Source organism: Acerihabitans sp. TG2 (genome assembly GCF_035013185.1).
Taxonomy (GTDB): Bacteria; Pseudomonadota; Gammaproteobacteria; order Enterobacterales; family Enterobacteriaceae; genus Acerihabitans.
Window position 1 is genome coordinate 20,158 of the sequence record NZ_JAYGJO010000018.1, and the last position, 25,802, is coordinate 45,959.

Genomic DNA, 25,802 nt, shown 5'->3' on the forward strand with positions numbered 1-25,802 from the left:
GCCAATAGAGAAACGGCTTATTTTGTGGTATCGGCCCATAAAAAAACCGGGGTTAACCCCGGCTAAGCGACAGTACAGACAGTTTATTATTGGGGATCAAACCAGTCATCGGCACTTTCCCACGTTTCCTGCAGGATGTCGGTAATGAGCACCTTGTCTTCTTTAGAGCCACCCAAAACACTGATGCCGTTTGCGCCAGCGTAGCGCACCTGTACCTGGGAGTCGGAAAATTGTTTATCTATTCTTGTGGTAAATTCTTTAGTCAATGCCTCAAGCGCGCCTGCGGGCAGCGGTGACGCTTTGGCAAGAGTAATTTCGATACGCATAATTTTTTCTCATAGTATCAACGCCTGTTTATATATACAGTATAACCATTTGCAGCGCAAGTACCAGCGATTTCTTTACGCCTTAATGGTCCAATTGAGCGTTTGGCCAGCCAGGAAAGGCACTAACGTGTCGTTGCTCAACGCGATATTCTCCGGCTGTATTTGCGCAATGCGGTGCAATTCAATGAAATCCTCGTTGACCGGCAGACCGTAAAAACGAGGGCCATTGAGCGAGCAAAATGCTTCAAGATGGGCGAGTGCGTCAAGTTCCTCAAAAACCATGGCGTAGGCAGCTAAGGCGCCAGGGGCATTAAATACGCCGGCACAGCCACAGGCGGATTCTTTATTGTGTTGCACATGTGGCGCGGAATCGGTACCGAGGAATAAGCGATCACACCCGCTGGCGACTGCCGCCCGCAGCGCGGCCTGGTGGATATTGCGTTTTAAGATCGGCAAACAATACAGATGAGGGTGTACGCCACCTACCAACATATGGTTGCGATTAAACATCAGGTGCTGGGGCGTAATGGTCGCCGCCAAAAAGGGGTCTCCTTCCAGTACATATTGCGCGGCTTCCCGGGTGGTGATGTGTTCGAACACTATTTTTAATGCTGGGAAATGCCGGCGAATAGGATCCATGACCCGATCGATAAATACCGCCTCGCGATCGAAAATATCGACATCCGGCGCTGTGACTTCGCCGTGGATCAATAATGGCATGCCGATCTGCTCCATGGCGGCAAACAGTGGGTATATGGCAGTGATTTGTGTTACGCCGTGGCTGGAATTGGTGGTGGCATTAGCAGGATATAATTTGGCAGCGGTAAAAATACCTTGGGAAAATCCTTCAATCAACTGTGATTTTTCCAGCGTATCAGTGAGATAGCAGGTCATCAGCGGCGTAAAAGTATGGTCGGTCGGCACGGCCGCGCGGATACGTTCACGATAATCTACAGCCTGCGCCATGGTGGTGATCGGCGAGGAAAGATTCGGCATCACGATGGCCCGGGCAAAAACCTGGCTGGTATAGGGCAGCACCGCACGTAGCATGTCGTGATCGCGCAGATGCAAATGCCAGTCATCGGGACGGCGCAGGGTGAGAACGTTTGGCGTTGAGGTCATTGGACATGGCTCCGGCTAGGAATGTGCGAATCAAAGATCAAACTCAGGGTAACGGCGGGTTATAAGAATAAGCGTATAGGAGGGAAGTTGCATCATAAAAAAACCCGCCGAAGCGGGTTTGTTAGTTGAGCTTTAATCAGTTGTCGTCTTGTTGAGCCGGTTTGGTCGCCGGTGCCGCAGCCTGATTGGCAGCCGCATGGCCACCGGCGGAGCCGCGTCCTTCAAAATGGTACCCCGGGCGCTGCCATTCACCGGTTGTGTCCGGTTCAGGAACATAATCCGGCGCCGGGGCCTTAGTCATAGGCGCACTGGCATGGTGTTTGACCGGTAGCGGTGCGTCATTGACCGGGCTGGCAGCGTCGGGCGCTGGCGTTACGTCCGCGTCGTGGTGCTGTTCCGTCTGACTTTGTGCGACAACAGCCGATGCGGTCGATGTCACGTCTTGACCGACAACCTGAGCGGCTGGTGTGGATTGGTCCAACGCGGCCAAGGTAGCAGTTTTTAAGGCTTGGAGCGCGGCGAGCACATCGTCGGACAGCAGGGAAACAGACTTTGACGGCTGTTGCTGTGGTGCCACAGTTTCAGTCACGTCTGCTTCATACTGTGACGGCGTGGGTGCCACGCTGTCATCCGGTGTGGCACGGGGGGTCATATCAGTCAATGAGCTGCTCCCGTCAGTCTGGGTGCTGCTCTCGTGGATGACTGTATTATCCGCAAGCGTAGCAAAGGAGACATTTTCAGCGACAGGTGCCGTGACGTCCGCAGCTTGAGTCGGCTGCGTTTGGACCGGGCGGGCAACAGGAGTTGATGCTTCGCCAGGGATTGCCGCCGCAGAGTGAGCATGTTCCGTTTGCTGTTTGGCTACCGCCCTATCCGCAGGCTCAATCACCTCAGGCACTGCGTCAACAGCAGCTTCCTGGGCGACGGAAGTCTCCAGTGGTACCGGTGTGGTATCAGGTTGGTTTTGCGGATCGAGTGCCTCGGAGTGTGCTACACCCAATGCGTCAGGTGTGTGCTCCACTGCGTGCTCGCTCACCGGCATTGCAGTCGGTGCATCGGCAACCGGCGCCTGGGTGGCCACCGGGGCTTGCGTCGCGACAGGCTGCGGTAATTCGCTGACCGGCGATGGATTTTGTTCAAAACGTTCGATTGGGGTGATGGGATAGCTGACCCACACCTTACCCGACGCCATCTCAGGAGACGCTACCGCGCTGTACAGCGGTGCGGGCGACTGACTGAGATAACGTTCGTCACGATAGCGGCGGCGACGCTGACCGCTGACGCGCAGATGACGCGGTGAACGGCGCGAACGACGTGGCAGACCTGCTTCATTACCGCCATTGCGGTTGTTATCGCTGTGATTGTCGGTAACCGGGTTTTCATGAACTTCCGTGACGTTGCCGCTTTCCTGAGGTTCAGTTGGTGCAACAATCAGCGGCAGCGTGCTAACCTCGTTTGGTGCCTGCTCACTCACTGAGGCCGGGGCGGCGTTTTGCGCCGCGTCATCAGTATAACGGACTTTTTGCGTCAGAGTACGCCGCTGGCGGCGGGGTATGATCGGCGTGGGTTTATCTTCATCGGCGCTGACCTCGGCAACCACCGGTTCCTGCGGTTCGACGATCTCTTCCGGTTGGGGTTTCACCTCGGCCTGCGGACGTTTATCCTCTTGGCGACGGCGTGGACGATCGGCGCGCGGCTCGCGACGCGGTGCCGGTTCGTTGTCAACGAGCTGCGGCTGTTCTACGATATTGCTATCCAGCGTTTCCAGTTCAGCCGGCGTATTTTGGCGTTTGCCCCTGCGCTGATCGTCTCGAGGTTCGCGACGTTCGCGTGGCTCGCGTGGTTCTCTTGCCTCACGTGGTTGGCGTCCTTCCTGCGGTGCTCGCTGCTCGCGTTCGCCGCCGCGTTCACCGTTACGATCCCGGCGAACATTTTGACGACGCTGACCACGTCGATCCTGGCCTTGGCCTGCACGGCGCGGAGTTTCTGTCGTTTCTGCCGCTTCTGCCGCAATCTCTGCCGGTTGTTTGGCGGGCTCGACACGAATGTCATCCTCTTCAGGTACGCTAAACCAGCCTTTTAGTTTGCCGATGGCACGAGTAAATAGGCCGGGTGTCGCGGGAGCAACTGAAACCGGCTGGCTAATCGGGGCGATGGTGCTTTTGGCCGCGACCGGAGACTCAGCCACGGCCGTCTCGCTGGGCTGCGGTGGGCTATCTGGCATCACAAAGGCGGCCAGGGCCGGTTGTTCCGGTAATTTACGCTCGGCCAACGGCTCTTCCGAAGGTTGGAGCATCTCCGCTTCGTGCAACTGCGGCAGCAGATAGCTCAGCGTCGGTACTTCCTCACCCTTGCGTACGCGCAATACCGCATAGTGCGGCGTTTCCATTTGATTGTGCGGTACAATGATCGCACGAACTCCGCCTTGGCGGCGTTCGATAGCATTGACTGAATCACGCTTTTCGTTAAGCAGATAAGACGCAATCTCCACCGGCACGATAGCATGTACTTCATGGGTGTTCTCTTTTAGCGCCTCTTCTTCAATCAGGCGTAAAATAGACAGTGACAGCGACTCGTTATCACGGATGGTTCCGGTACCACCGCAGCGTGGACAGACGTGATGACTCGATTCACCCAGCGAAGGACTAAGCCGTTGGCGAGAAAGTTCCAGCAGGCCGAAACGCGAAATACGGCCAATTTGAATGCGCGCGCGATCCTGGCGAACGGACTCGCGCAGACAGTTTTCCACTTCACGCTGATGGCGTACCGGGGTCATATCGATGAAATCGATAACGATCAGCCCGCCGAGATCGCGCAGTCGTAACTGACGGGCAATTTCATCAGCAGCTTCGAGATTGGTGTTAAATGCGGTTTCTTCGATATCGCCGCCGCGGGTGGACCGGGCTGAGTTGATATCAATGGCGGTGAGTGCTTCGGTACTATCAATAACGATAGAGCCGCCGGAAGGCAGGCTCACTTCACGTTGAAAAGCGGATTCAATCTGTGATTCGATTTGATAATGGCTGAACAGAGGAATTTCACCACTGTAAAGCTTAATTTTGCTACTGAAATCAGGACGACCCAGCGAGGCAATATGCTCTTTGGCCTTTTCCAGCACGATGGGGTTGTCTATCAGAATCTCGCCAATGTCTGGGCGCAAATAGTCACGAAACGCACGGACGATAACGTTACTTTCCTGGTGGATTAGAAACGGTGCCGGGCGCCCTTCGGCGGCCTTCTTGATCGCTTCCCAATGTTTGAGGCGAAAGGCTAAATCCCATTGCAACGCGTCGGCGGATTTACCCACCCCGGCGGTGCGGACAATCAGTCCCATACCGTCAGGCAATTCGAGGGATGACAAGGCTTCTTTGAGTTCGGTGCGATCGTCGCCTTCGATGCGGCGTGAAATCCCACCAGCTCGTGGATTATTTGGCATCAATACTAAATAACTGCCGGCGAGGCTGATAAATGTGGTTAGTGCCGCGCCTTTGTTACCGCGCTCTTCTTTGTCAACCTGGACAATAACTTCTTGGCCTTCACGCAGCACGTCTTTGATATTCGGACGGCCATGGGAGGCATATTGTGCTGGAAAATATTCACGGGAAATTTCCTTTAAGGGAAGAAATCCGTGGCGTTCTGCTCCGTAATCGACAAATGCTGCTTCCAGGCTAGGTTCTATTCGGGTGATTTTACCCTTGTAAATATTAGCCTTTTTCTGCTCATGACCCGGACTTTCAATGTCCAGATCATATAATTTCTGGCCATCTACCAGAGCAACCCGCAACTCTTCCTGCTGAGTTGCGTTGATTAACATTCTTTTCATCTTAACTTACTCTTTTTTATGCATTGGCATCAGAGCTGCGGGCAAAAAAACGCATGACCGGGCAATCACCGACGGCCCCGTGACTTGTCGCAAAACCGTCAACCTCACGGTTGTCGCTCGCAGAGGGGCGCATTATTTCGGTAGCCTGTTATTCTGAAGGAAAAACAGCGCATTTACAGGGGGAATAGCGTCTGATAACGTACGCCAGAACGAATTCCTTTTACCGGTCAAGCTGCAATCCGCAGCCCGCTAACTGCCTGATTAATCAATACGTCTTACGCCATTGCTGCGTGTATGGTTAACCCGGCAAATTTAAAAATTCCACAAATTTTCGCCTTTAATAAGCGCAGTGCGGAAAGTTACTGCATTATTCCACTGCTGGTACTCATATAGCAAGGCGACTTTACCTCTTGGCAACAAGATTCCGACTAACGGTTGCCCTCCTTTCCGACCTACTGACTGTCGCAGCGAAATCAACCCGAAAAACTTTCTTACCAATTAAAGCACAGTTAAGCACAGAAAAAGGAGTGGCGCTATGCTGGCGGTATATTTAGAATCGCCTACCATGAATGAAAATAATGTTAGCGTACAGTTTGTAACCATTTCTGCCGATGAAGCCGGTCAGCGGATCGACAATTTTTTGCGTACCCGATTAAAAGGGGTACCGAAAAGTATGATTTATCGCATCGTGCGTAAAGGAGAGGTGCGCGTCAATAAAAAACGGGTAAAACCGGAGTATAAATTACTGGACGGGGACGAGTTACGCATCCCTCCGGTGCGCCTGTCTACGACAGAGCAAACCCCAGTATCTCCACTGTTGGGCAAGGTCGCGGCCTTGACCGACGCGGTGTTGTACGAAGATGATCACCTACTGATCCTCAATAAACCCTCCGGAACGGCGGTGCATGGTGGTAGTGGGTTAAGCTTTGGTGTCATCGAGGGGCTACGCGCCCTGCGTCCCGATGCGCGTTTTCTGGAGTTGGTTCATCGCCTTGATCGCGATACCTCCGGCGTGTTGTTAATCGCGAAAAAACGCTCGGCCCTGCGTTTGCTCCATGAGCAGCTGCGCATGAAAGGCATGCAAAAAGATTATTTGACGCTGGTGGCTGGAGAATGGCCGTCGCAGACCAAACTGGTTTCTGCACCGCTGTTGAAAAATATTCTAGCGAATGGTGAACGTGTGGTCCGGGTGGGCAATGACGGTAAACCCTCGGAGACACGTTTCAAAGTGGAGGAACGGTTTCTCCACGCGACCTTGCTCAGGGCCAGCCCACTCACCGGGCGAACTCATCAAATCCGGGTGCACGCGCAGTATGCCGGTCATCCCATTGCGTGTGATGACCGTTACGGTGATCGGCAATTTGACCAGCAGCTAAAAGGCAGCGGTTTGCATCGTTTATTTCTGCATGCCGCCGCTTTGCGTTTCGAACATCCCGCCACGGGCGAGACGATGCGCATAGAAGCACCGTTGGATAAGGCGCTACACCACTGCCTGCTGTATCTGCGGGCCAATGATAAATAGTCCTCCTACGAACATGCTTAAGGCGTTAATGGATTGACGCCTTCGTTGCGCAGCATGCGGGTCAGGGCGATAAGCGGCAGGCCGATGAGCGTGTTGGGATCCCGGCCGCTGAGGGAGTCGAAAAGGGTAATGCCCAACCCCTCACATTTAAAGCTGCCGGCGCTGTACCACGGTTGTTCTTGACTGACATAACCTTCTATTTCGCGATCGCTGAGGGTGCGAAATACCACATGGTAGGGTTCCACCAGCGCCTGTAGATGCCCGGTGCGGCTATTGAGCAACGCCAATCCGGTATAAAAAGTGACCCGTTTTCCGCTGGCCTGGCGCAGTTGTTCGATGGCGTTGTCATGGGTATAGGGTTTGCCGGTTATCCTACCGCCCAGTACGCAGCATTGATCCGAGCCGATAATCAAATGTTGGCTATAATGACCCGCCAGCGCCTGGGCCTTAGCACCCGCGAGACGCAGCACCATAGCATCGGCTGCTTCCCCTGCCAGCGGCGTTTCGTTGATATCCGGTGCCTGGCACTGAAACGGCAAATTCAGTTTTTCCAATAAGATTCGGCGAAACGGCGACGAGGATGCTAAAACAATTTCACACATATTTTTTATTCCGGTAATGGCGTATTTCCGCGCGCCATTTTAAACTGTTCATCGCTTAAGAAGCGAATATTGCTGAAAGGCCGGCAAAATCGGCCTTTTTCTTTGACTCTATGTCGTTACAAAGATAATATGCGCGCCCTATGCAAAAAGTAAAATTACCCCTGACCATTGATGCGGCACGTACTGCACAGAAACGCCTGGACTATGTTGGTGTCTATGCCCCTGAGCAGGTTATGCGTATTGCCGAATCCGTGGTAAGTGTGGACAGTGATGTCCAGGTTGCGTTGTCATTTAATATCGACAACCAGCGTCTGGCGGTGATTGACGGCAGCGCCGACGTAGCGGTAACGCTAACGTGCCAGCGCTGCAGCCAGCCGTTTGCTCATCAGGTACACACGACATTTTGTTTCAGCCCGGTTGCCACTGACGAGCAGGCTGAGGCATTGCCGGATGCGTACGAAGCGGTCTATGTCGATGGTTTTGGCGAAGTAGACCTGCTGGCGATGATTGAGGATGAGGTGATTCTCTCTCTGCCTATCGCTCCGGTCCATGATAATGAACACTGTGAAGTGTCCGACGCGGAACAGGTATTCGGCAAATTGCCGTCTGAGGTTGAGAAACCTAACCCGTTTTCCGTATTAGCCAGTTTAAAGCGAAAGTAATTTAAGGAGTAAGGTCCATGGCCGTACAACAGAATAAACCCACCCGTTCTACCCGTGGCATGCGCCGTTCACACGACGCGCTGACCACTTCCACTGTGTCTGTGGACAAAGTCTCCGGTGAAACCCACCTGCGTCACCACATCACTGCCGACGGTTTCTACCGCGGTCGCAAAGTTATCGCCAAGTAATCCAAAGGCGATACATTGACACGTCTAACCCTGGCGTTAGATGCAATGGGCGGCGACTTCGGTCCCGCCGTGACAGTGCCTGCTGCATTGCAGGCACTGGCTTATCATCCGCAATTAGAATTGCTGCTTGTCGGCAGCCCCGCTGCGATTAATCCTTTACTGGCAAAAACAGATTCCGTTCTGCTAGAGCGATTGACGGTAGTTCCCGCCGAATCTGTTATTGCCAGTGACGCCAAACCTTCGCATGCAATCAGGGCCAGCCGTGGTAGCTCCATGCGCATCATGTTGGAGCTCGTTAAAGCGGGTCGGGTTCAGGCGTGCGTCAGCGCTGGCAACACCGGTGCATTGATGGGCCTGGCGAAAATGTTGCTCAAGCCCCTGGAGGGCATTGAGCGTCCGGCGCTGATGACAGTGTTACCCCAGCAACACGGGGGTAAAACCGTCGTGTTGGATCTGGGTGCCAATGTGGAGTGTGATGGCGCCATGCTGGTTCAGTTCGCCATTATGGGTGCCGTGGTGGCAGAAGAGATCGTGGGCGTCGTCAATCCGCGGGTGGCCTTGCTGAATATTGGCGAAGAGGAGACCAAGGGTCCCAGTAATATTCAACTGGCTTCAGCCCTGTTGGGACGTATTTCGTCGATCAACTATATCGGTTATCTTGAAGCCAACGAATTGCTGACAGGGAAAACCGATGTGCTGATATGCGATGGGTTTGTCGGCAATGTCACATTAAAGACCATGGAAGGGGTGATAAGACTTTTTCTGTCTTTGCTAAAATCCTCAGGGGATGGCGGCAGGCAGAGTTGGGTGATGAAAATTGTTAAGCGTTGGGTGCAAAAGCGCCTGGCGCGCCAATTCGGCCATCTTAATCCTGACCAGTATAATGGCGCTTGTCTGTTAGGTTTGCGTGGCACAGTGTTTAAAAGCCACGGGGCGGCAAATCAGCGCGCGTTTGCCGTCGCTATCGAACAGGCAATGCAAGCGGTGGAGCGGCGTATTCCCGAGCGGATCGCCGCACGCCTAGATGCGGTATTACCCAAGAGTGATTAAGCGTACATGTATACAAAGATTCTCGGCACCGGCAGTTATCTACCGGTACAAATAAGGTCCAATGCGGACCTGGAAAAAATGGTGGACACGTCTGACGAATGGATTGTGAGTCGGACGGGTATTCGCGAGCGCCGTATTGCCGGCGTCGAGGAGACCGTGTCGACCATGGGGTTCACCGCTGCTCAGCGTGCGTTGGAAATGGCGGGTATAACGGCGGATAAAATCGGTCTGATCATCGTCGCCACGACCTCGTCAAGTCACGCTTTCCCCAGCTCGTCATGTGAAATTCAGCAACATTTGGGTATTCGCGACGCTGTTTCTTTCGATTTAGCCGCCGCTTGCGCCGGTTTTGCCTACGCCCTGAGCGTGGCAGACCAGTATGTCAAACATGGCACGGTAGATTATGCGCTGGTCGTGGGTTCGGATACGCTAAGCCGTACGCTTGATCCCTCCGATCGCGGTACGCTGATACTGTTTGGCGACGGCGCCGGTGCCGTGGTCCTGGGCCGTTCAGAACAGCCGGGGATCCTCTCGACCCACATTCATGCCGACGGCCGTTATGGCGATTTGTTGACCCTGCCGTATCACAATCGGCTCGATCTCACCCAACCGGCCTATTTAACCATGTCGGGCAATGAAGTCTTCAAAGTGGCGGTGACTGAACTGGCGCGTATTGTCGATGAGACGTTGGACGCCAATCACCTTGACCATGCCGAGCTTGACTGGTTGGTGCCGCACCAGGCCAACCTTCGGATCATCACGGCCACGGCCAAACGCTTACATATGAGCATGGACAAGGTGGTGATAACCCTGGACCGGCATGGTAATACTTCTGCCGCCTCGGTACCGCTGGCGCTGGACGAAGCCGTGCGTGATGGTCGGATAAAACCGGGCCAGTTGGTCTTGCTCGAAGCGTTCGGCGGCGGATTTACCTGGGGTTCGGCACTGTTTCGGCTTTGATTTTACAGGAACATCAACATGACAGAATTGGCAATGGTATTCCCGGGACAGGGATCCCAGAACGTCGGTATGCTGGCCGACTTGGCGGCGCAAAATCCGTTAATTGAGGCCACTTTCGCAGAAGCATCGGCTGCGTTGGGGTATGATTTATGGCAATTGACCCAACAAGGGCCGATAGAAGAACTGAATAAAACCTGGCAAACGCAGCCTGCGCTACTGACTGCCTCGGTGGCCTTATGGCGCGTCTGGCAACAGCAGGGCGGCAGGCAGCCGTCATGGTTGGCGGGGCACAGTCTAGGTGAGTATTCGGCACTGGTGTGCGCCGGAGTGATGGATTTCGTCCCGGCGGTTAAGTTGGTGGAACTGCGCGGTAGATTGATGCAAGAGGCGGTGCCAGTCGGTGTGGGGGCGATGTCGGCCATTATTGGCCTGGATAACGACGCCATTGTGAAAGCCTGTGCTGAATCAGCTCAGGGGCAAATCGTCTCGCCGGTGAATTTCAATTCTCCCGGGCAGGTGGTTATTGCCGGCCATAAAGAAGCCGTTGAGCGTGCCGGTGCAGCCTGCAAGGCCGCTGGTGCCAAGCGTGCCTTGCCGTTGCCGGTCAGCGTGCCGTCCCACTGTGCGTTGATGAAACCTGCAGCGGATAAGCTGGCGTTGGCACTGAAAAAACTGACTTTTTCAGTTCCAACCGTGCCGGTCATCAATAATGTTGATGTACGGGCTGAAGTTTCCCCCGACGCCATACGTCAGGCTTTAGTGCGTCAACTGTACAACCCGGTGCGCTGGACTGAAACCGTGCAATATCTCGCCGCCGAGGGTGTTGAGGTTTTACTGGAAGTCGGGCCTGGCAAGGTGCTTACCGGCTTGACCAAACGCATTGCCGACACCGTTTCCGGTACGGCGGTTAACGATCCTGCGTCGCTGGCAGCGGCACTGGAACTGTAAAAATGAGGAATGCAATGAGCTTCGAAGGTAAAATTGCTCTGGTAACCGGCGCAAGTCGGGGAATTGGCCGAGCCATCGCTGAAATGTTGGCTGAACGTGGGGCCAAGGTTATCGGCACCGCTACCAGTGAGCAGGGCGCCGACGCTATCAGCGCCTACCTCGGCGATCGGGGCAAAGGTTTGCAGCTGAATGTCTCGGACATCGCATCTATTGATATTCTTTTAGATAAAATGCGGGTAGAATTTGGCGAAGCTGATATTTTAGTGAATAATGCCGGCATCACGCGTGATAATCTGCTGATACGCATGAAAGATGATGAATGGCAGTCTATTCTAGATACAAATCTGACATCCGTGTTCCGCATGTCGAAAGCGGTCATGCGAGCGATGATGAAAAAGCGCTACGGCAGGATCATAACCATTGGTTCGGTTGTAGGCTCTATGGGCAATGCAGGGCAAGCTAATTATGCCGCGGCCAAGGCTGGATTGATTGGTTTTAGCAAATCGTTGGCTCGTGAGGTCGCTTCGCGCGGTATTACGGTTAACGTGGTTGCCCCCGGATTTATTGCCACCGATATGACCAACGCGTTGACAGATGAGCATCGTGCGGACATTCTGTCCCAGATTCCGGCAAATCGTCTCGGCGATCCGAAAGAAATAGCCAGTGCTGTTGCTTTTTTCGCCTCTGAAGAGGCGGCATACATTACGGGTGAAACGATACATGTCAACGGCGGCATGTATATGCTGTAAAAAGCACGAAAATCATTTGCGTTATTTGTGGTAAAAACCGCAAAATAGCATAAAATCGTGGTTTGACCAGCCGGGATTTAGTTGCATCTTTTTCAACATTTTATACACTACGAAAACCATCGCGAAAGCGAGTTTTGATAGGAAATTTAAGAGTATGAGCACTACAGAAGAAAGGGTTAAGGAAATCATCGCTGAGCAACTGGGTGTTAAGAAAGAAGAAGTCGTGAACAAGGCTTCTTTTGTAGATGACCTTGGTGCTGATTCTCTCGATACCGTAGAGCTGGTAATGGCGCTGGAAGAAGAATTTGATACTGAAATTCCGGACGAAGAAGCTGAAAAAATCACTACTGTTCAGGCAGCGATTGATTTTATTCAGGCAAGCCAGCAGTAAGCGAACATCCCTAGGCGGTCACTCGACCGCCTACGTTTTTTGTCCCACAGTGTCCTATTTTCCCTCCGTGGAGGACAAACGTGTCTAAGCGTCGAGTAGTTGTGACCGGACTTGGCATGTTGTCTCCTGTCGGCAATACCGTAGAATCTACGTGGAGCGCGCTCCTAGCCGGACAGAGTGGCATCATACCGATCGACCATTTTGATACTACTGCCTATGCAACACGTTTTGCTGGCTTAGTGAAAAATTTTAATAGTGAAGATTATCTTACGCGTAAAGAAGCACGCAAGATGGATATTTTCATTCAATATGGCATTGCCGCAGGGATTCAGGCAATGCGTGATTCAGGGCTGGTTGTCACCGAGGAAAATGCGCCGCGTATTGGTGCGGCAATAGGTTCTGGCATCGGGGGACTGGGTCTTATCGAAGACAACCATTCCGCATTGATGAGTGGTGGTCCGCGTAAAATAAGTCCATTTTTTGTGCCCTCAACCATTGTCAACATGATCGCCGGTCACCTGACAATCATGTGCGGGCTGCGAGGCCCCAGCATCTGTGTGGCCACCGCCTGTACCACTGGCGTGCACAATATTGGCCATGCTGCACGCATCATCGCCTATAACGATGCGGATGCCATGCTGGCCGGCGGCGCTGAAAAGGGAAGTACTCCTTTAGGCGTCGGCGGCTTCGGCGCCGCCCGGGCGCTGTCCACCCGCAACGATGATCCTCAGGCGGCCAGTCGTCCGTGGGATCGGGATCGCGACGGTTTTGTTCTGGGCGACGGCGCCGGCGTCATGGTGCTCGAAGAATATGAACACGCTAAACGACGCGGTGCAAAAATATACGCAGAAGTGGTGGGTTTTGGTATGAGCAGCGATGCCTATCATATGACTTCTCCACCGGAAAACGGTGCCGGTGCGGCACTGGCCATGGTGAACGCGCTGCGGGACGCGAATATTGTTCCGGCGCAAGTGGGTTATATCAATGCCCATGGCACCTCTACGCAGGTGGGTGACAAAGCCGAAACCCACGCGGTCAAATCAGTATTTGGCGAACATGCCTATAACGTCATGATCAGTTCCACCAAATCCATGACCGGTCATTTGTTGGGGGCCGCAGGGGCGATAGAGTCGATTTTCAGTATCTTGGCGTTGCGTGATGGCGCTGTGCCACCCACCATCAATCTGGATAATCCTGACGAAGACTGCGACTTGGACTTTGTGCCCAATGAAGCGCGTCAGTTGCCCGGGCTGGAATATACGCTTTGTAACTCATTTGGTTTTGGCGGTACTAACGGTTCGCTGGTATTCCGCAAGATATAAACGTAGAGTTAATCCTAATGGCCCGTATATCGGGCCATTTTTTTATTATCTTTTTAGGCTGTGACCACGGAGGAAAATGATGTTCTGGATCAACGGACAGCCGCAGCAGCACTTGCCATTGGACGATCGCGCCATTCAGTTTGGCGATGGTTTTTTTACCACCGCCCGGATTAACCAGGGGCGCATTGAACATTTGCCCTACCACATGGAGCGCCTGATAGATACGGCCAAACTGCTATTGTTTACCACGGTTGACTGGTCGTCTTTAATCCAAGAAATGCTCCGGTTTGCGGAACTCCAGCAGGAGGGTGCGCTCAAAGTTATCATCAGCCGCGGTAGCGGCGGGCGAGGTTACAGTCCGGCAGGCTGTACCGAGCCAGTCCGTATTCTTAGCCATCGCCCTATCCCGGCAGAGTATGCCACGTGGCGCGACGAAGGGGTGATGTTGGCGAAAAGTCCTGTCCGGCTGGGCCGTAGCTCAATGTTGGCTGGGGTAAAACATCTTAATCGTTTGGAGCAGGTGATGATCCGCGCTTACCTGGACCGCCAAACCGAGGCGCAAGAAGCCCTGGTGCTGGACGACGAGTGTAATGTGATCGAGTGCTGCGCGGCCAATATTTTTTGGCGTACCGGCGATGATGTCTTCACGCCCGACCTGCGCTTCGCCGGTGTGGCTGGTATCATGCGCAACCATATACTGCACCTGCTTCGCGGCTCGCCTTTTGACGTGCATATGGGGGAGGCATTTATGTACCAAATTAAAGAAGCTGATGAAGTGATTATTTGCAACGCGCTGATGCCGGTATTGCCGGTGAACCGTATTGATGAACAATGTTACACGGGTGCCAGGACCCTATTTGATTTTATCAGTCCAAACTGTTAATAGAGTTATTGCATGAAGAAAAAGTTGTTGTTGATTGTCGTTATCCTACTGGCTGCCGGTGCGTTTTGTTTGTTCCAAATTAAGCATTTTGCCGCTTCTCATTTGACCATTCGTGAAGATACCCTATTTACCTTGCCCGCCGGTACCGGTCGTGATGGGCTTAAAATCGCGCTGAGCAAGCAACATATCGTCAAACGTACCCGGTGGTTACCCGGCCTGTGGCTAGTTGATCCGAAACTGGCCAACTTCAAAGCCGGCACCTACCGTTTTACCGTTGGCATGACGGTGCGCCAGATGTTGGAGCTGCTGGTAAGTGGCCGTGAAGCGCAATTTTCCATTCGGTTTGTCGAAGGGTCGTCGCTCAAGGATTGGCTGGCAATTTTGGACCAGGCGCCTTATCTTGAGCATAGCCTGCGTGACGTGGCGTTAGATCAACTGGCCAGCCGACTGGGCGAGTCGCCATCAACCTCACTGGAGGGCCGTTTTTATCCCGATACCTATCTTTATACCGCGAAGACTCAAGATGTCGCGCTGTTAAAGCGCGCCGAGCAGCGGATGGATAGCATCTTGGAGCAGGTTTGGCACGATCGGGCTGAGGGTTTGCCTTACAAAACGCCAGCGGATTTGCTGACGATGGCCTCCATTGTGGAAAAAGAGACCGGCGAGCCTGACGAACGGGCCAAGGTGGCATCGGTATTTATTAATCGGCTACGCCTTGGCATGCGGTTGCAAACGGATCCGACCGTGATTTATGGCATGGGGGAGCGTTATCGCGGTACTATTGGCAAACAAGATTTGATCACGCCGACGCCGTATAACACCTATGTCATTACCGGGCTGCCTCCTACGCCGATTGCTATGCCGGGCCTGGCCGCGCTGGATGCTGCCGCGCACCCTGCCAAGACCTCCTATCTATATTTTGTCGCCAGCGGCAAGGGTGGCCATGTATTCAGCAACAATCTGGCCAGCCATAACCGGGCAGTACAGCAATATCGTGAAAGCGTTAAGGAAAACAATGGACAGTAAATTCATCGTGATCGAAGGGCTAGAAGGGGCCGGTAAAACCAGCGCCATCAATGTGCTGGTCGAAACGCTTGCTCGCCATGGTGTGCATGATGTGGTTTTTACCCGCGAACCCGGTGGTACGCCGTTAGCTGAGGTGTTGCGTCGGTTAATCAAGGATGGTATCGATAACGAGAAGGTGACGGATAAAGCGGAACTGCTGATGTTATACGCCGCACGGGCCCAGTTGGTTGATAATGTGATAAAACCGGCATTAGCACGCGGTGCGTGGGTCATTGGCGATCGACACGATCTCTCGTCCCAGGCGTATCAGGGCGGCGGGCGAGGCATCGATCCGACGTTGTTGTTAGCCCTGCGCGATTTGGTCCTGGGTGATTTTCGTCCCCATTTAACCTTGTATCTCGACTTGCCCCCTGCGCTGGGACTACAGCGGGCCAGAGCCCGGGGTGAGCTTGATCGTATCGAGCAGGAATCGCTGGCTTTTTTTGAACGCACTCGGTTGCGCTACCAGGCGCTGGCCGCAGGTGACCCCACTATTGTCACCCTGGATGCTAGCCAATCGCTGGCCCAGGTGAGCGATGCTTTGCGTGAACGACTCAATACCTGGTTTCTCCTGCAGGAGTCGGGTTCGTGAAATGGTATCCTTGGCTGAATGCGCCATATCGGCACATTCTGGCCCGTTACCAGGAAGGGCGTGGTCACCATGCCCTGCTGATCCATGCAGCCAAAGGCAACGGCGAACCGTCGCTGTTTTATGCCCTGGCGCGTTGGCTGATCTGCCAACAACCGCAGGGCATTAAAAGTTGTGGTCACTGTCATAGCTGCAGATTGATGTTGGCCGGCAATCACCCTGATTTTTATCAGCCGGAGCCGGAGAAAGGTCGATTGAGCTTAGGGGTGGACGCCATTCGCCAGATCATCGACCCCTTGTACAACCATGCCCAGCAGGGAGGGGCGAAAGTGGTATGGTTGCCACAAAGTGAGTTACTTACCGAGCAGGCGGCTAATGCGCTGCTAAAAACGCTGGAGGAACCCCCCGAGCGGACCTATTTTTTGCTGGGATGTCGCGAACCATCCCAGTTGCTGCCGACGCTGCGTAGCCGCTGTCTTTATTGGCATTTGGCGCCGGTGGACGAAGCAACGGGACTACTGTGGCTACATCAGCAAGGTATTGCATCCGAAGAGCAGGCACGTACCGCGTTGCGTCTGTCGGACGCGGCACCCCTTGGCGCCCTTGAACTGCTGCAGCCCGCGCGGTGGACGGAACGTTTGGCTTTGTGCGCGGGTCTTGAGCAGGCCATCACCCAGCAGGATTTCCTGCTGTTATTGCCCTTGCTGAACAAAGACAAGGATGATGAACCGTTGTATTGGTTGCTGAGTTTGCTTACCGATGCGTTGAAATGGCAACAAGACGCCGGGCGTTTTATAATTAATCAGGATCAAAAGCGCTTGGTGAGTGAACTGGGTGGCCGTTATCAGGCCGGGACCTTGCATCATCAGCTGCAACAATGGCTGCACTGTCGCGGCCAATGGCAAGCCATCGCGGGAATCAACCGCGAACTGTTGTTAACCAATCAATTGCTTAACTGGGAAAATGATGCGCTGCACGAGCGTATGCATCCCTGGACTTTATAAAAGGTATAGTCATGTTTTTAGTCGATTCCCACTGCCATCTGGATGGATTGAATTATGAGACGCTGCATCGCGACGTGGCCGATGTGGTCGCTAAAGCTGGCGCACGTGATGTCCATCTGATGCTAGCGGTGGCCACCACCTTGGCGGGTTTTTGTCGTACGCGTGATCTGATTGGCAAGCGTGACGACGTTTTACTCTCCTGTGGCATTCATCCCCTTAACCTGGATGAACCCTATGATTTTGCAGAATTACTGAAATTGTCCGCTGATGATGAGGTGGTTGCTTTGGGGGAAACCGGGCTAGATTACTATTATCAGCAGGATAATAAAGCCGAGCAACAGACGTCTCTGCGTGAGCATATCCGCATTGGCCGGCAACTGAATAAGCCGGTGATCATCCACACCCGCGCAGCGCGGGAAGACACCCTGGCAATCCTGCACGAAGAGCGCGCTGGCGAGTGTGGTGGGGTATTACATTGTTTTACCGAAGACATTGAAACAGCCAGAATTTTGTTGGATTTGGGATTCTATATCTCGTTTTCCGGCATGGTAACTTTTCGTAACGCCGACGCGTTGCGCGAAGCTGCACGTTATGTGCCGTTAGATCGTCTGCTGGTGGAAACCGATTCACCCTATTTGGCGCCGGTGCCTTTTCGCGGTAAGGAAAATCAGCCCGCCTATGTGCGTGATGTGGCCAATTTTATGGCCGAGCTTAAGGGCGTGACGATCGAGACATTGGCTGAGGCCACCACGGCTAATTTTGGTCGTCTGTTCCATATCGATTCCGTTCGTTTAACCCGCCAGGTTTGAACCTTCGGTTACGCCATATTTTCCTCTCGTAATCCCCGTTAATTCGCGTTACTCTTGCGCCGCCAAATAGGGGCGCTGGCATGAAGTTGCCGCCAGTCTAGCTCAACGCTTCGTCTCATTGAGTGCGATGATGCCCTAAAAAGCAAGCGCTTAGGCGCGAAACGTGACTGGTATCAAATACTGTCTTAATGATTTATTTTACTCTCCATAATAAATATAAAGGCCATGGGGGCCTGCAGATCAAAAGTCCCAAGAGGCTTTTGCACCCGTAGCATTGCGCACTAACTTCAGCATTATTTTATCTTCAGGAGTAACACTTATTATGTTCAAAAACGCATTTGCCAACCTGCAGAAAGTCGGTAAATCGCTTATGCTGCCGGTATCGGTATTGCCTATCGCCGGGATTCTTCTAGGGGTCGGTTCAGCCGATTTCAGCTGGATACCTGCGGTCATTTCCCATGTAATGGCCGAGGCCGGCGGATCGGTATTCAGCAATATGCCACTGATTTTTGCCATCGGCGTGGCGCTTGGTTTTACCAATAATGACGGCGTAGCGGCATTAGCTTCGGTGGTTGCATACGGCATTATGGTGAAAACCATGCTGGTGGTTGCACCATTGGTGCTGCATTTACCACCGGCAGAGATCGCCGCTAAACATCTTGCCGATACCGGCGTATTGGGCGGTATTATTTCCGGTGCCATCGCGGCCTACATGTTTAATCGCTTTTATCGCATCAAATTGCCGGAATACCTGGGGTTTTTTGCTGGTAAGCGGTTTGTGCCGATTATTTCAGGGTTGTGCGCCATTGTGCTGGGCGTGGTGCTTTCCTTCATTTGGCCGCCTGTCGGCTCAGCAATCCAGGATTTCTCTCAGTGGGCGGCGTACCAGAATCCGGTGGTTGCTTTTGGCATTTATGGCCTGGTTGAACGCGCACTGGTGCCTTTTGGGTTGCACCACATTTGGAATGTGCCGTTCCAAATGCAGGTAGGTGAATTTACCAATACCGCCGGTCAGGTATTCCATGGCGACATCCCGCGCTATATGGCGGGTGATCCGACTGCAGGGAAATTATCCGGCGGATTTTTGTTTAAAATGTACGGCCTGCCCGCCGCCGCGATTGCTATATGGCACTGCGCCAAACCGGAGAATCGCGCGAAAGTTGGCGGTATCATGATTTCCGCGGCACTGACCTCTTTCCTGACGGGCATTACCGAGCCGATCGAATTCTCGTTTATGTTTGTGGCGCCGATCCTGTATGTCATCCACGCCATCTTGGCCGGGTTGGCATTCCCGTTGTGCATCCTGTTAGGCATGCGTGATGGCACCAGCTTTTCCCACGGTCTGATCGATTTTATCGTACTCAGTGGTAACAGTAGCCGGATCTGGCTGTTCCCGCTGGTTGGGGTTGGTTATGCCCTGGTGTATTACACCATTTTCCGGGTACTGATTATCAGGCTGGACCTCAAAACACCCGGACGGGAAACCACCAGTCAGCAGGTCACCCAAGCTCAAGGCGGCAGCGAAATGGCTGGTGCGCTGGTTAAGGCGTTTGGTGGCAAGGAGAATATTACCAATTTAGATGCCTGCATCACCCGGCTGCGGATAAGCGTAGCGGATATCTCTAAGGTTGACCAAGCCGGTTTAAAACGCCTGGGCGCGGCGGGAGTGGTGGTAGCGGGGTCTGGTGTACAGGCGATCTTCGGCACCAAGTCCGATAATCTGAAAACCGATATGGACGAGTATATCCGTCAGTTTGCCTGAGCAACGCGCGCATGATGGGCAAAATGACGAGATGCCGTAAATCCATTTCTGGGTGTTAGGGCGCGAGAGGGGGGTTCTTATCAAGAGGAACCTCCCTCTGATAGCATACCCGTTAATAAAACCATCCTGAGGTTGAAAGAAAGGGCATAAGTCGCTCATACTCCATGCACTAACCTGTTTTGATACAAGGAAAGATGTCATGGCCGAAGAAACTATTTTCAGTAAAATTATTCGCCGGGAAATTCCCGCAGATATCGTTTATCAAGATGAACTGGTTACTGCCTTTCGCGATATCTCCCCCAAAGCACCCAGCCATATTGTCATTGTGCCCAATGTTCTGATCCCAACCGTTAATGACGTCACCGCCGTGCATGAAGCGGCGTTGGGACGGATGTTTACCGCCGCAGCGAAAATCGCCGAGCAGGAAGGCATTGCCAAAGACGGTTTTAGGCTGATTGTTAATTGTAACCGTGATGGTGGCCAAGAAGTTTATCATTTGCATATGCATCTGTTGGGTGGTCGCGCGCTTGGCCCATTGGTCTCGTTTTGAGTGCAACCCTGCGCCTGAACATTACCGGGTCGGGTCGAACCCTGCGTTTTGTACTGCCGTTATTGACCGTATTGCTGACGCTTGCGGGCTGCGGGCAAAACCCAAAAGACACGCTGATGATTAACGATCGACAGACGCTGATTATGGATCCTTCGGTCATGACCGCAGGTATCAGTGTTGGCAAGCCGGAAATGAGTGACGATAAGGGGCGTCTGCGGGCGCAGTCGGTTATCCATAACCGGCAACATCATGCTGTCACGATACATTATCGGTTTTATTGGTATGACGAGCAGGGGCTGGATATTTTGCCTTTCGCCGATGTTCGTACGGTGACGGTTCCCGCCGGTGCTGATGTTAGCCTGGATTCTGTCAACGGTAATCTTGAGGCTAAGCGTGTGCGCCTGTCTCTTTTCTTATGATTTTTGAGTGCAAGATGATGAAAAAGTCTCTATTTATCTTATTGGCCACGTTGGTGTTGACCGGCTGTCCAACACGTACGCCGGAACCTCAGCAGCCGCCCGCCACCGTGGAGCCGATTCAAACACCGCCACCTGCGCCGCCAGAGTCGACGCCAGTACCGATGCCGCCTAAGATGCATACCCTCGACTGGCAGGCGAGTGTCGCGCCGCTGATTCAGCAGATGCTTGGCGTGCAAGGGATAGCGCCTGGCAGCGTACTGTTGATCAATTCGGTGAAAAATAACACCAACGGCAGTGTTCAGACCGACAAAGCCACCGCGGCGTTGTATAGCGCACTGGACTCTAATCACCAGTTCACCTTGATTGGCCAGAATCAACTGGTCTTGGCTAAGCAGACTCTTGGCCTGTCGGTGGACGATAGCCTGGAGTCGCGTTCCAAGGCGATTGGCTTGGCGCGTTATGTGAATGCGCAATATGTGTTGTATAGCGACGTCAGCGGCGATGCCAAGCTGCCAGAGCTTGAGCTACAGCTGATGCTGGTGCAATCGGGCGAAATTATCTGGTCGGGTAAAGGGCTTGCGCAAGAGTGACGTTATGCTCGATGAGCTGCTAAGTCGGATGTGGCCTGGGGTTAATCGTAACCAGTACCATATCGAACCGGTAAACGGACTGACGGGAGAAAGCTGGCGGGTTCGCGCACCGGGCAACGACTGTCTGGCGCGCGAAAACACGCCGCAAAAGCGGGTGCTTGGGGTCGAAAGGCAGCGAGAATACCGTATCTTGCGCCAGTTGCTGCCCAGCAAACTGGCGCCGAGGCCACGCGGCCGCTGGGCGCAATGGCTGCTGGTGGATTGGCTGGCGGGAGAAAACCTGTCGCCCGCCCTATGGCAGGACGAGCTGAGCGGCGGCGGACTGGCGCGCCGGTTACGGCAGCTCCACCGGCGTCCTCTTTATGGTTATCCCCTCAATCTACGTGCCCGTTACGCCGTTTACTGGCAGGCCAGCGACCCGGATCGCCGCTGTCCTGCCTGGTTACGCTTGCAGCAGCGATTTATGCGCCAAAAGATGCCAGCGGCTTTGCATATCGCCCCTTTGCATATGGATCTGCATCCTGGCAATGTGCTACGCAGCGTTGACGGCGATCTATTACTGATCGATTGGGAGTATGCCGCAGATGGCGATATTGCCCTGGAATTAGCGGCATTGGTTCGAGGTAACGACTTGAATGCGTGCGAGCAACAGGCTTTGCTGCGCACCTATTGTGCCAGCGGGGCCGGTTATGGCGCACCGGTGCTGCAACAGCGGATCGCTGCATGGGCGCCTTGGGTCGATTATCTGATGATGATGTGGTACGAAGCTCGTTGGGGGCAGACCCGCCAACAGCAGTTTGTGACGGCAGCTACGCCGCTGCGACGGCGTTTGGGGCTGCCGTTTTGATCGGCAGGTAAGTTTTATCAATACGTTAAGGGTTGAGGTCGGTGTGGGTCCATTGATGTTAGATGTCGCCAGCTATGAGCTGGATAACGAAGAACGCGAAATACTGCAGCACCCTACGGTGGGCGGTGTCATTTTGTTCACCCGTAATTACCACGATCCCGAACAGTTGGCGTCGCTCATCAAACAGATCCGCCAGGCGTCTCGCCAGCGGCTGGTGGTGGCGGTGGATCAAGAGGGCGGCCGGGTACAGCGTTTCCGCGACGGGTTTACCGCGTTACCGGCCGCCGAGTCCTATGCGGCGCTGCATCCGATGCCGGAAGCCATCGCACTGGCGCAGGATGCCGGTTGGTTGATGGCGGCTGAAATGATCGCCATGGATATCGACATCAGCTTCGCGCCGGTGCTAGACATTGGCCACGGCAGTGCGGCCATTGGCGAGCGCGCCTTTCATCACTTGCCGGAGCCGGCCATCACGCTGGCGGAAAGCTTTATTAGCGGTATGCATCTGGCGGGAATGAAAGCCACCGGCAAGCATTTCCCTGGCCATGGTGCAGTCAGCGCGGATTCGCATAAGGAAACGCCGCGGGATGGCCGTTCGCTGGCAGAGATTCGCGCTAAAGATATGCAGGTGTTCTCTACGCTTATTGCGCGTGGTGCACTTGACGCTATTATGCCGGCCCATGTGATCTATACCGAAGTCGATGATTTACCCGCCAGTGCGTCGGCAAAATGGCTAAAAGAGATGTTGCGCCAGGAATTAAAATTCAACGGCATCATTTTTTCCGATGATTTATCGATGGAAGGGGCGGCAATAATGGGTGGGTACGCCGAACGAGCCCAGGCGTCGCTGAGCGCCGGTTGTGACATGATACTCGTCTGTAACAATCGCGCCGGCGCAGTAACGGTGCTTGATAATCTGTCTGCGATCAATGTTGAAGGCCTCGATGCGTTATATCATCAAAGAGTCTATATTTGGAAAGAATTGCTGGCATCCCAGCGCTGGCGGGAGACTCACCAACGGCTGACCCGGTTAACGCAGCACTGGGCTGAAGAAAAGCAGCGACGAGAAGACCTCCACGGCCGTTGAGGCCAGCGGTCAGACTTATTTATCGACCTATTGGATTTTGAGGCGCGGGTAGGCGGCAAGCGTAAGGTGCTACGACTTACTCAGGTAAGTGGTTAGGTACATAAGCGTTGCCAACCCACCTGCAACTTGGAGATAACGGGTAAAGGCGAGGATAGTGATGATCATCTATTTGCACGGTTTTGATTCGAACAGTCCCGGTAACCACGAGAAAGTGCTGCAACTGCAGTTTATCGATCCGGATGTGCGTTTGATTAGCTACAGCACTCTTCATCCACGCCATGACATGCAGCATCTACTCAAAGAAGTGAATAAGATGCAGCAATTGACCGATGACGAGCGTCCATTGATTTGCGGCGTTGGTTTAGGCGGCTTTTGGGCGGAACGTATCGGTTTTTTATGTGACATGCGTCAGGTGATCGTTAATCCCAATTTATTTCCGCAGGAAAATATGCCGGGTAAAATCGATCGGCCAGAAGAGTATGTGGACATCTCGACGAAGTGTGTGGAAAATTTCCGCGACAAGAATCGTGATCGCTGCCTGGCGATACTTTCCCGTTTGGATGATGCGCTGGACAATCGCCGTAGCGCCGAGTTGCTTGGCCAGTATTATGAAATTATTTGGGATGAAACCGAAGGTCACAAATTCAAAAATATGGCGCCTCATCTGCAACGTATGCAAGCGTTTAAAGCCTTGGGCTGATAGCTTCAGTCGGCAGCTATGATGCTGCGGTCCTCATTGGTGGCCTTGCTGCAGATCGCTAGCGCGATGGGGGGCGTTAAAGCGTAAAATTGATTTATATCAATTTTGGTGTGACCAAATGACCTGACATGATAATCTGACGCCTGGCGTCATTTTATGTAATGTAACCACGTGTTTTATAAGGGTATTTTTATTTACTCTTAGTTAACGAGTGGTTTACAATTGGAGGTTATTTTGTCATCACCCCTGAAAAAAATTGTTATCGTTGGTGGCGGTGCCGGCGGCCTGGAGTTGGCTACCCGTCTTGGGTCATCCCTCGGGCGCGGTAAAAAAGCCGAAATCACCCTGGTAGATCGTAATCATAGCCATCTGTGGAAGCCGTTGTTACATGAACTGGCTGCGGGTTCGCTCGATGAAGGTGTTGACGCCATCAGCTATCTGGCGCATGCCCGTAATCATCACTTCCATTTCCAGTTGGGTAGCCTGACGGATATCAACCGGCAGGAAAAAACGCTGCTGCTCGGCGAAATCCTCGATACCCAAGGGGAGCGTCTGGTAGAGGCCCGTCAGTTGTCCTATGACATCCTGGTGATGGCGCTCGGCAGTGTTTCCAATGACTTCGGTACTACTGGGGTAAAAGAGCACTGTATCTTCCTCGATAGTCCGACCCAGGCCCAGCGTTTCCATAATGAAATGCTTAATCTGTTCCTACGCTTTTCCACCCATGCCTCGCCTGATGACCGGGTGAATATCGCCATCGTAGGCGGCGGAGCCACCGGCGTTGAACTATCGGCCGAGTTACATAATGCGGTACAAGAGTTGCACAGCTACGGGTTTAAAGGACTCAATAGCCAGGCGCTTAACGTGACGTTGGTTGAGGCGGGAGAGCGTATTTTACCGGTTTTGCCGGTGCGTATTTCCACATCCGCACATCAGGAGCTCAGTAAAATGGGCGTCAGAGTACTGACCAACACCTTGGTAACCCGCGCGGAGCCCGGTGGCCTCACTACCAAAGACGGTGAATTTATCCCGGCGGAATTAATGGTATGGGCGGCAGGGATCAAAGCTCCAGATTTTCTCAAAGATATCGGTGAGCTGGAAACCAATCGCACCAACCAATTGGTGGTAGAACCCACGCTGCAAACCACCCGCGATCCGGCTATATTCGCCATTGGCGACTGTGCCTCATGTCCACAGGCAGCAGGAGGGTTTGTGCCGCCGCGTGCACAGGCAGCTCACCAGATGGCCACCAAAACCTATAGCAATATTCTGGCGCTGCTCAAGGGCCAGGCGCTTAAGCCTTATGTATATAAAGATCATGGTTCGCTAGTATCACTATCTCGCTTCAGTACGGTGGGTAGCCTGATGGGAAATCTTATGCGCGGTTCCATGATGGTCGAAGGGCGTATCGCGCGGGCGGCCTATATTTCACTGTATCGTATGCACCAAGTGGCGCTGCACGGTGTGATGAAAACCGGTCTGATTATATTGGTGGGACGGATTAACCGAGTGATTCGTCCGCATTTAAAATTGCATTGATGATGCTTCCCGCGCGGTAATAGCATCGCTAGGTGATGCGTCGAAACGCGGATTGTAGCGTTCGGCGCACACCCGCGGTGATCTCCTTTTCATGTATAGATTGTCGCCTACCGGTGCAATCATTGACGCAGACCAACCTATTCGTTTGAGCAACCACTTGGCCTCGTCGTAGGAATTTTCTCAAATACCGGCCTAATGACATGTTTGTCATCTGTTTTCGCTATTCGTCTGATTGTGGTGCCTAACCGCTTCGTGCAGAGTACGTATTATCTGACCGGTGATTCACGCGCGCC

At 53.4% G+C, this 25,802-nt stretch carries 26 protein-coding genes; 22 read left to right on the forward strand and 4 right to left on the reverse strand.

The window, feature by feature from the left end:
- Positions 1-86 precede the first annotated feature (86 nt).
- The 3 genes from dinI to rne all read right to left on the reverse strand — a co-directional run bounded on the left by dinI (position 87) and on the right by rne (position 5,271).
- Positions 87-326 (reverse strand): DNA damage-inducible protein I, encoded by a 240-nt coding sequence (gene dinI, locus SJI19_RS15730; RefSeq protein WP_323479218.1) that lies wholly within the window; start codon positions 324-326, stop codon positions 87-89.
- 75 nt (positions 327-401) lie between these two features.
- Positions 402-1,448 (reverse strand): dihydroorotase, encoded by a 1,047-nt coding sequence (gene pyrC / locus SJI19_RS15735; RefSeq protein WP_323479219.1) that lies wholly within the window; start codon positions 1,446-1,448, stop codon positions 402-404.
- 136 nt (positions 1,449-1,584) lie between these two features.
- Positions 1,585-5,271, reverse strand: a complete 3,687-nt coding sequence (gene rne, locus SJI19_RS15740; protein ID WP_323479220.1) for a ribonuclease E — start codon at positions 5,269-5,271, stop codon at positions 1,585-1,587.
- Positions 5,272-5,836: 565 nt separating this feature from the next.
- Here rne and rluC point away from each other — a divergent pair.
- Entirely contained in the window at positions 5,837-6,793 is a 957-nt protein-coding gene (gene rluC, locus SJI19_RS15745; protein WP_323479282.1) for a 23S rRNA pseudouridine(955/2504/2580) synthase RluC, read from the forward strand.
- 17 nt (positions 6,794-6,810) lie between these two features.
- Here the strand turns inward: rluC and SJI19_RS15750 are convergent, their stop codons facing one another.
- Entirely contained in the window at positions 6,811-7,395 is a 585-nt protein-coding gene (locus SJI19_RS15750; RefSeq protein WP_323479221.1) for a nucleoside triphosphate pyrophosphatase, read from the reverse strand.
- Positions 7,396-7,535: 140 nt separating this feature from the next.
- On the opposite strand from SJI19_RS15750, the gene yceD reads away from it, so the two are divergent.
- The 21 genes from yceD to SJI19_RS15855 all read left to right on the forward strand — a co-directional run bounded on the left by yceD (position 7,536) and on the right by SJI19_RS15855 (position 25,509).
- Entirely contained in the window at positions 7,536-8,057 is a 522-nt protein-coding gene (gene yceD, locus SJI19_RS15755) for a 23S rRNA accumulation protein YceD (RefSeq protein WP_323479222.1), read from the forward strand.
- Between the two features lie 17 nt (positions 8,058-8,074).
- A complete protein-coding gene (gene rpmF / locus SJI19_RS15760; protein ID WP_162364591.1) occupies positions 8,075-8,245 on the forward strand; it encodes a 50S ribosomal protein L32 in 171 nt (56 codons plus the stop codon).
- Between the two features lie 15 nt (positions 8,246-8,260).
- Positions 8,261-9,295 carry a phosphate acyltransferase PlsX gene (gene plsX / locus SJI19_RS15765; protein WP_323479223.1) on the forward strand — a complete coding sequence of 345 codons (1,035 nt, stop codon included), beginning with the start codon at positions 8,261-8,263 and terminating at the stop codon, positions 9,293-9,295.
- 6 nt (positions 9,296-9,301) lie between these two features.
- Entirely contained in the window at positions 9,302-10,255 is a 954-nt protein-coding gene (locus SJI19_RS15770; RefSeq protein WP_323479224.1) for a beta-ketoacyl-ACP synthase III, read from the forward strand.
- A gap of 18 nt (positions 10,256-10,273) precedes the next feature.
- The gene (gene fabD, locus SJI19_RS15775) at positions 10,274-11,203 is read left to right on the forward strand and encodes an ACP S-malonyltransferase (protein WP_323479225.1); all 930 of its coding nucleotides are present in this window, start codon (positions 10,274-10,276) and stop codon (positions 11,201-11,203) included.
- Positions 11,204-11,217: 14 nt separating this feature from the next.
- Positions 11,218-11,952, forward strand: coding sequence for a 3-oxoacyl-ACP reductase FabG (gene fabG, locus SJI19_RS15780; protein WP_323479226.1), 735 nt, complete (start codon positions 11,218-11,220; stop codon positions 11,950-11,952).
- 154 nt (positions 11,953-12,106) lie between these two features.
- Entirely contained in the window at positions 12,107-12,343 is a 237-nt protein-coding gene (gene acpP, locus SJI19_RS15785) for an acyl carrier protein (RefSeq protein WP_323479227.1), read from the forward strand.
- 80 nt (positions 12,344-12,423) lie between these two features.
- Positions 12,424-13,665 (forward strand): beta-ketoacyl-ACP synthase II, encoded by a 1,242-nt coding sequence (gene fabF / locus SJI19_RS15790; RefSeq protein WP_323479228.1) that lies wholly within the window; start codon positions 12,424-12,426, stop codon positions 13,663-13,665.
- Between the two features lie 79 nt (positions 13,666-13,744).
- The gene (pabC, locus tag SJI19_RS15795) at positions 13,745-14,548 is read left to right on the forward strand and encodes an aminodeoxychorismate lyase (protein WP_323479283.1); all 804 of its coding nucleotides are present in this window, start codon (positions 13,745-13,747) and stop codon (positions 14,546-14,548) included.
- A gap of 12 nt (positions 14,549-14,560) precedes the next feature.
- On the forward strand, positions 14,561-15,574 hold the full coding sequence (gene mltG / locus SJI19_RS15800) for an endolytic transglycosylase MltG (RefSeq protein WP_323479229.1): 1,014 nt from the start codon (positions 14,561-14,563) through the stop codon (positions 15,572-15,574).
- Positions 15,564-16,205: a dTMP kinase gene (gene tmk, locus SJI19_RS15805; protein ID WP_323479230.1), complete on the forward strand. Its 642-nt coding sequence runs from the start codon at positions 15,564-15,566 to the stop codon at positions 16,203-16,205. The genes mltG and tmk overlap by 11 nt, the downstream gene beginning before the upstream one ends.
- Complete coding sequence (holB, locus tag SJI19_RS15810; protein ID WP_323479231.1) at positions 16,202-17,206, forward strand: DNA polymerase III subunit delta'; 1,005 nt, start codon at positions 16,202-16,204, stop codon at positions 17,204-17,206. Before tmk ends, holB begins: the two co-directional genes overlap by 4 nt.
- An 11-nt stretch (positions 17,207-17,217) precedes the next feature.
- Positions 17,218-18,015 carry a metal-dependent hydrolase gene (locus SJI19_RS15815; RefSeq protein ID WP_323479232.1) on the forward strand — a complete coding sequence of 266 codons (798 nt, stop codon included), beginning with the start codon at positions 17,218-17,220 and terminating at the stop codon, positions 18,013-18,015.
- A gap of 322 nt (positions 18,016-18,337) precedes the next feature.
- Positions 18,338-19,777 carry a PTS glucose transporter subunit IIBC gene (gene ptsG, locus SJI19_RS15820; protein ID WP_323479233.1) on the forward strand — a complete coding sequence of 480 codons (1,440 nt, stop codon included), beginning with the start codon at positions 18,338-18,340 and terminating at the stop codon, positions 19,775-19,777.
- Between the two features lie 199 nt (positions 19,778-19,976).
- Positions 19,977-20,327, forward strand: coding sequence for a purine nucleoside phosphoramidase (hinT, locus tag SJI19_RS15825; RefSeq protein WP_323479234.1), 351 nt, complete (start codon positions 19,977-19,979; stop codon positions 20,325-20,327).
- Positions 20,324-20,746, forward strand: coding sequence for a YcfL family protein (locus SJI19_RS15830; protein WP_323479235.1), 423 nt, complete (start codon positions 20,324-20,326; stop codon positions 20,744-20,746). The genes hinT and SJI19_RS15830 overlap by 4 nt, the downstream gene beginning before the upstream one ends.
- Positions 20,747-20,763: 17 nt before the next feature.
- Positions 20,764-21,336 (forward strand): penicillin-binding protein activator LpoB, encoded by a 573-nt coding sequence (gene lpoB / locus SJI19_RS15835; protein WP_323479284.1) that lies wholly within the window; start codon positions 20,764-20,766, stop codon positions 21,334-21,336.
- Between the two features lie 4 nt (positions 21,337-21,340).
- On the forward strand, positions 21,341-22,183 hold the full coding sequence (locus tag SJI19_RS15840; protein WP_323479236.1) for a phosphotransferase: 843 nt from the start codon (positions 21,341-21,343) through the stop codon (positions 22,181-22,183).
- Positions 22,184-22,226: 43 nt separating this feature from the next.
- Positions 22,227-23,270, forward strand: coding sequence for a beta-N-acetylhexosaminidase (gene nagZ / locus SJI19_RS15845; RefSeq protein ID WP_323479237.1), 1,044 nt, complete (start codon positions 22,227-22,229; stop codon positions 23,268-23,270).
- Between the two features lie 157 nt (positions 23,271-23,427).
- Complete coding sequence (gene ycfP / locus SJI19_RS15850; RefSeq protein ID WP_323479285.1) at positions 23,428-23,970, forward strand: alpha/beta hydrolase YcfP; 543 nt, start codon at positions 23,428-23,430, stop codon at positions 23,968-23,970.
- Positions 23,971-24,204: 234 nt separating this feature from the next.
- Positions 24,205-25,509 (forward strand): NAD(P)/FAD-dependent oxidoreductase, encoded by a 1,305-nt coding sequence (locus SJI19_RS15855; protein WP_323479238.1) that lies wholly within the window; start codon positions 24,205-24,207, stop codon positions 25,507-25,509.
- The last annotated feature ends 293 nt before the right edge of the window (positions 25,510-25,802 follow it).

Excerpts from the sequence above, each read along its gene's own strand:
- dinI (WP_323479218.1), bottom strand. The coding sequence starts at position 326 with ATGCGTATCGAAATTACTCTTGCCAAAGCGTCACCGCTGCCCGCAGGC.
- pyrC (WP_323479219.1), bottom strand. The coding sequence starts at position 1,448 with ATGACCTCAACGCCAAACGTTCTCACCCTGCGCCGTCCCGATGACTGG.
- rne (WP_323479220.1), bottom strand. The coding sequence starts at position 5,271 with ATGAAAAGAATGTTAATCAACGCAACTCAGCAGGAAGAGTTGCGGGTT.
- rluC (WP_323479282.1), top strand. The coding sequence starts at position 5,837 with ATGAATGAAAATAATGTTAGCGTACAGTTTGTAACCATTTCTGCCGAT.
- SJI19_RS15750 (WP_323479221.1), bottom strand. The coding sequence starts at position 7,395 with ATGTGTGAAATTGTTTTAGCATCCTCGTCGCCGTTTCGCCGAATCTTA.
- yceD (WP_323479222.1), top strand. The coding sequence starts at position 7,536 with ATGCAAAAAGTAAAATTACCCCTGACCATTGATGCGGCACGTACTGCA.
- rpmF (WP_162364591.1), top strand. The coding sequence starts at position 8,075 with ATGGCCGTACAACAGAATAAACCCACCCGTTCTACCCGTGGCATGCGC.
- SJI19_RS15770 (WP_323479224.1), top strand. The coding sequence starts at position 9,302 with ATGTATACAAAGATTCTCGGCACCGGCAGTTATCTACCGGTACAAATA.
- fabD (WP_323479225.1), top strand. The coding sequence starts at position 10,274 with ATGACAGAATTGGCAATGGTATTCCCGGGACAGGGATCCCAGAACGTC.
- fabG (WP_323479226.1), top strand. The coding sequence starts at position 11,218 with ATGAGCTTCGAAGGTAAAATTGCTCTGGTAACCGGCGCAAGTCGGGGA.
- acpP (WP_323479227.1), top strand. The coding sequence starts at position 12,107 with ATGAGCACTACAGAAGAAAGGGTTAAGGAAATCATCGCTGAGCAACTG.
- pabC (WP_323479283.1), top strand. The coding sequence starts at position 13,745 with ATGTTCTGGATCAACGGACAGCCGCAGCAGCACTTGCCATTGGACGAT.
- mltG (WP_323479229.1), top strand. The coding sequence starts at position 14,561 with ATGAAGAAAAAGTTGTTGTTGATTGTCGTTATCCTACTGGCTGCCGGT.
- tmk (WP_323479230.1), top strand. The coding sequence starts at position 15,564 with ATGGACAGTAAATTCATCGTGATCGAAGGGCTAGAAGGGGCCGGTAAA.
- SJI19_RS15815 (WP_323479232.1), top strand. The coding sequence starts at position 17,218 with ATGTTTTTAGTCGATTCCCACTGCCATCTGGATGGATTGAATTATGAG.
- ptsG (WP_323479233.1), top strand. The coding sequence starts at position 18,338 with ATGTTCAAAAACGCATTTGCCAACCTGCAGAAAGTCGGTAAATCGCTT.
- hinT (WP_323479234.1), top strand. The coding sequence starts at position 19,977 with ATGGCCGAAGAAACTATTTTCAGTAAAATTATTCGCCGGGAAATTCCC.
- lpoB (WP_323479284.1), top strand. The coding sequence starts at position 20,764 with ATGAAAAAGTCTCTATTTATCTTATTGGCCACGTTGGTGTTGACCGGC.
- SJI19_RS15840 (WP_323479236.1), top strand. The coding sequence starts at position 21,341 with ATGCTCGATGAGCTGCTAAGTCGGATGTGGCCTGGGGTTAATCGTAAC.
- ycfP (WP_323479285.1), top strand. The coding sequence starts at position 23,428 with ATGATCATCTATTTGCACGGTTTTGATTCGAACAGTCCCGGTAACCAC.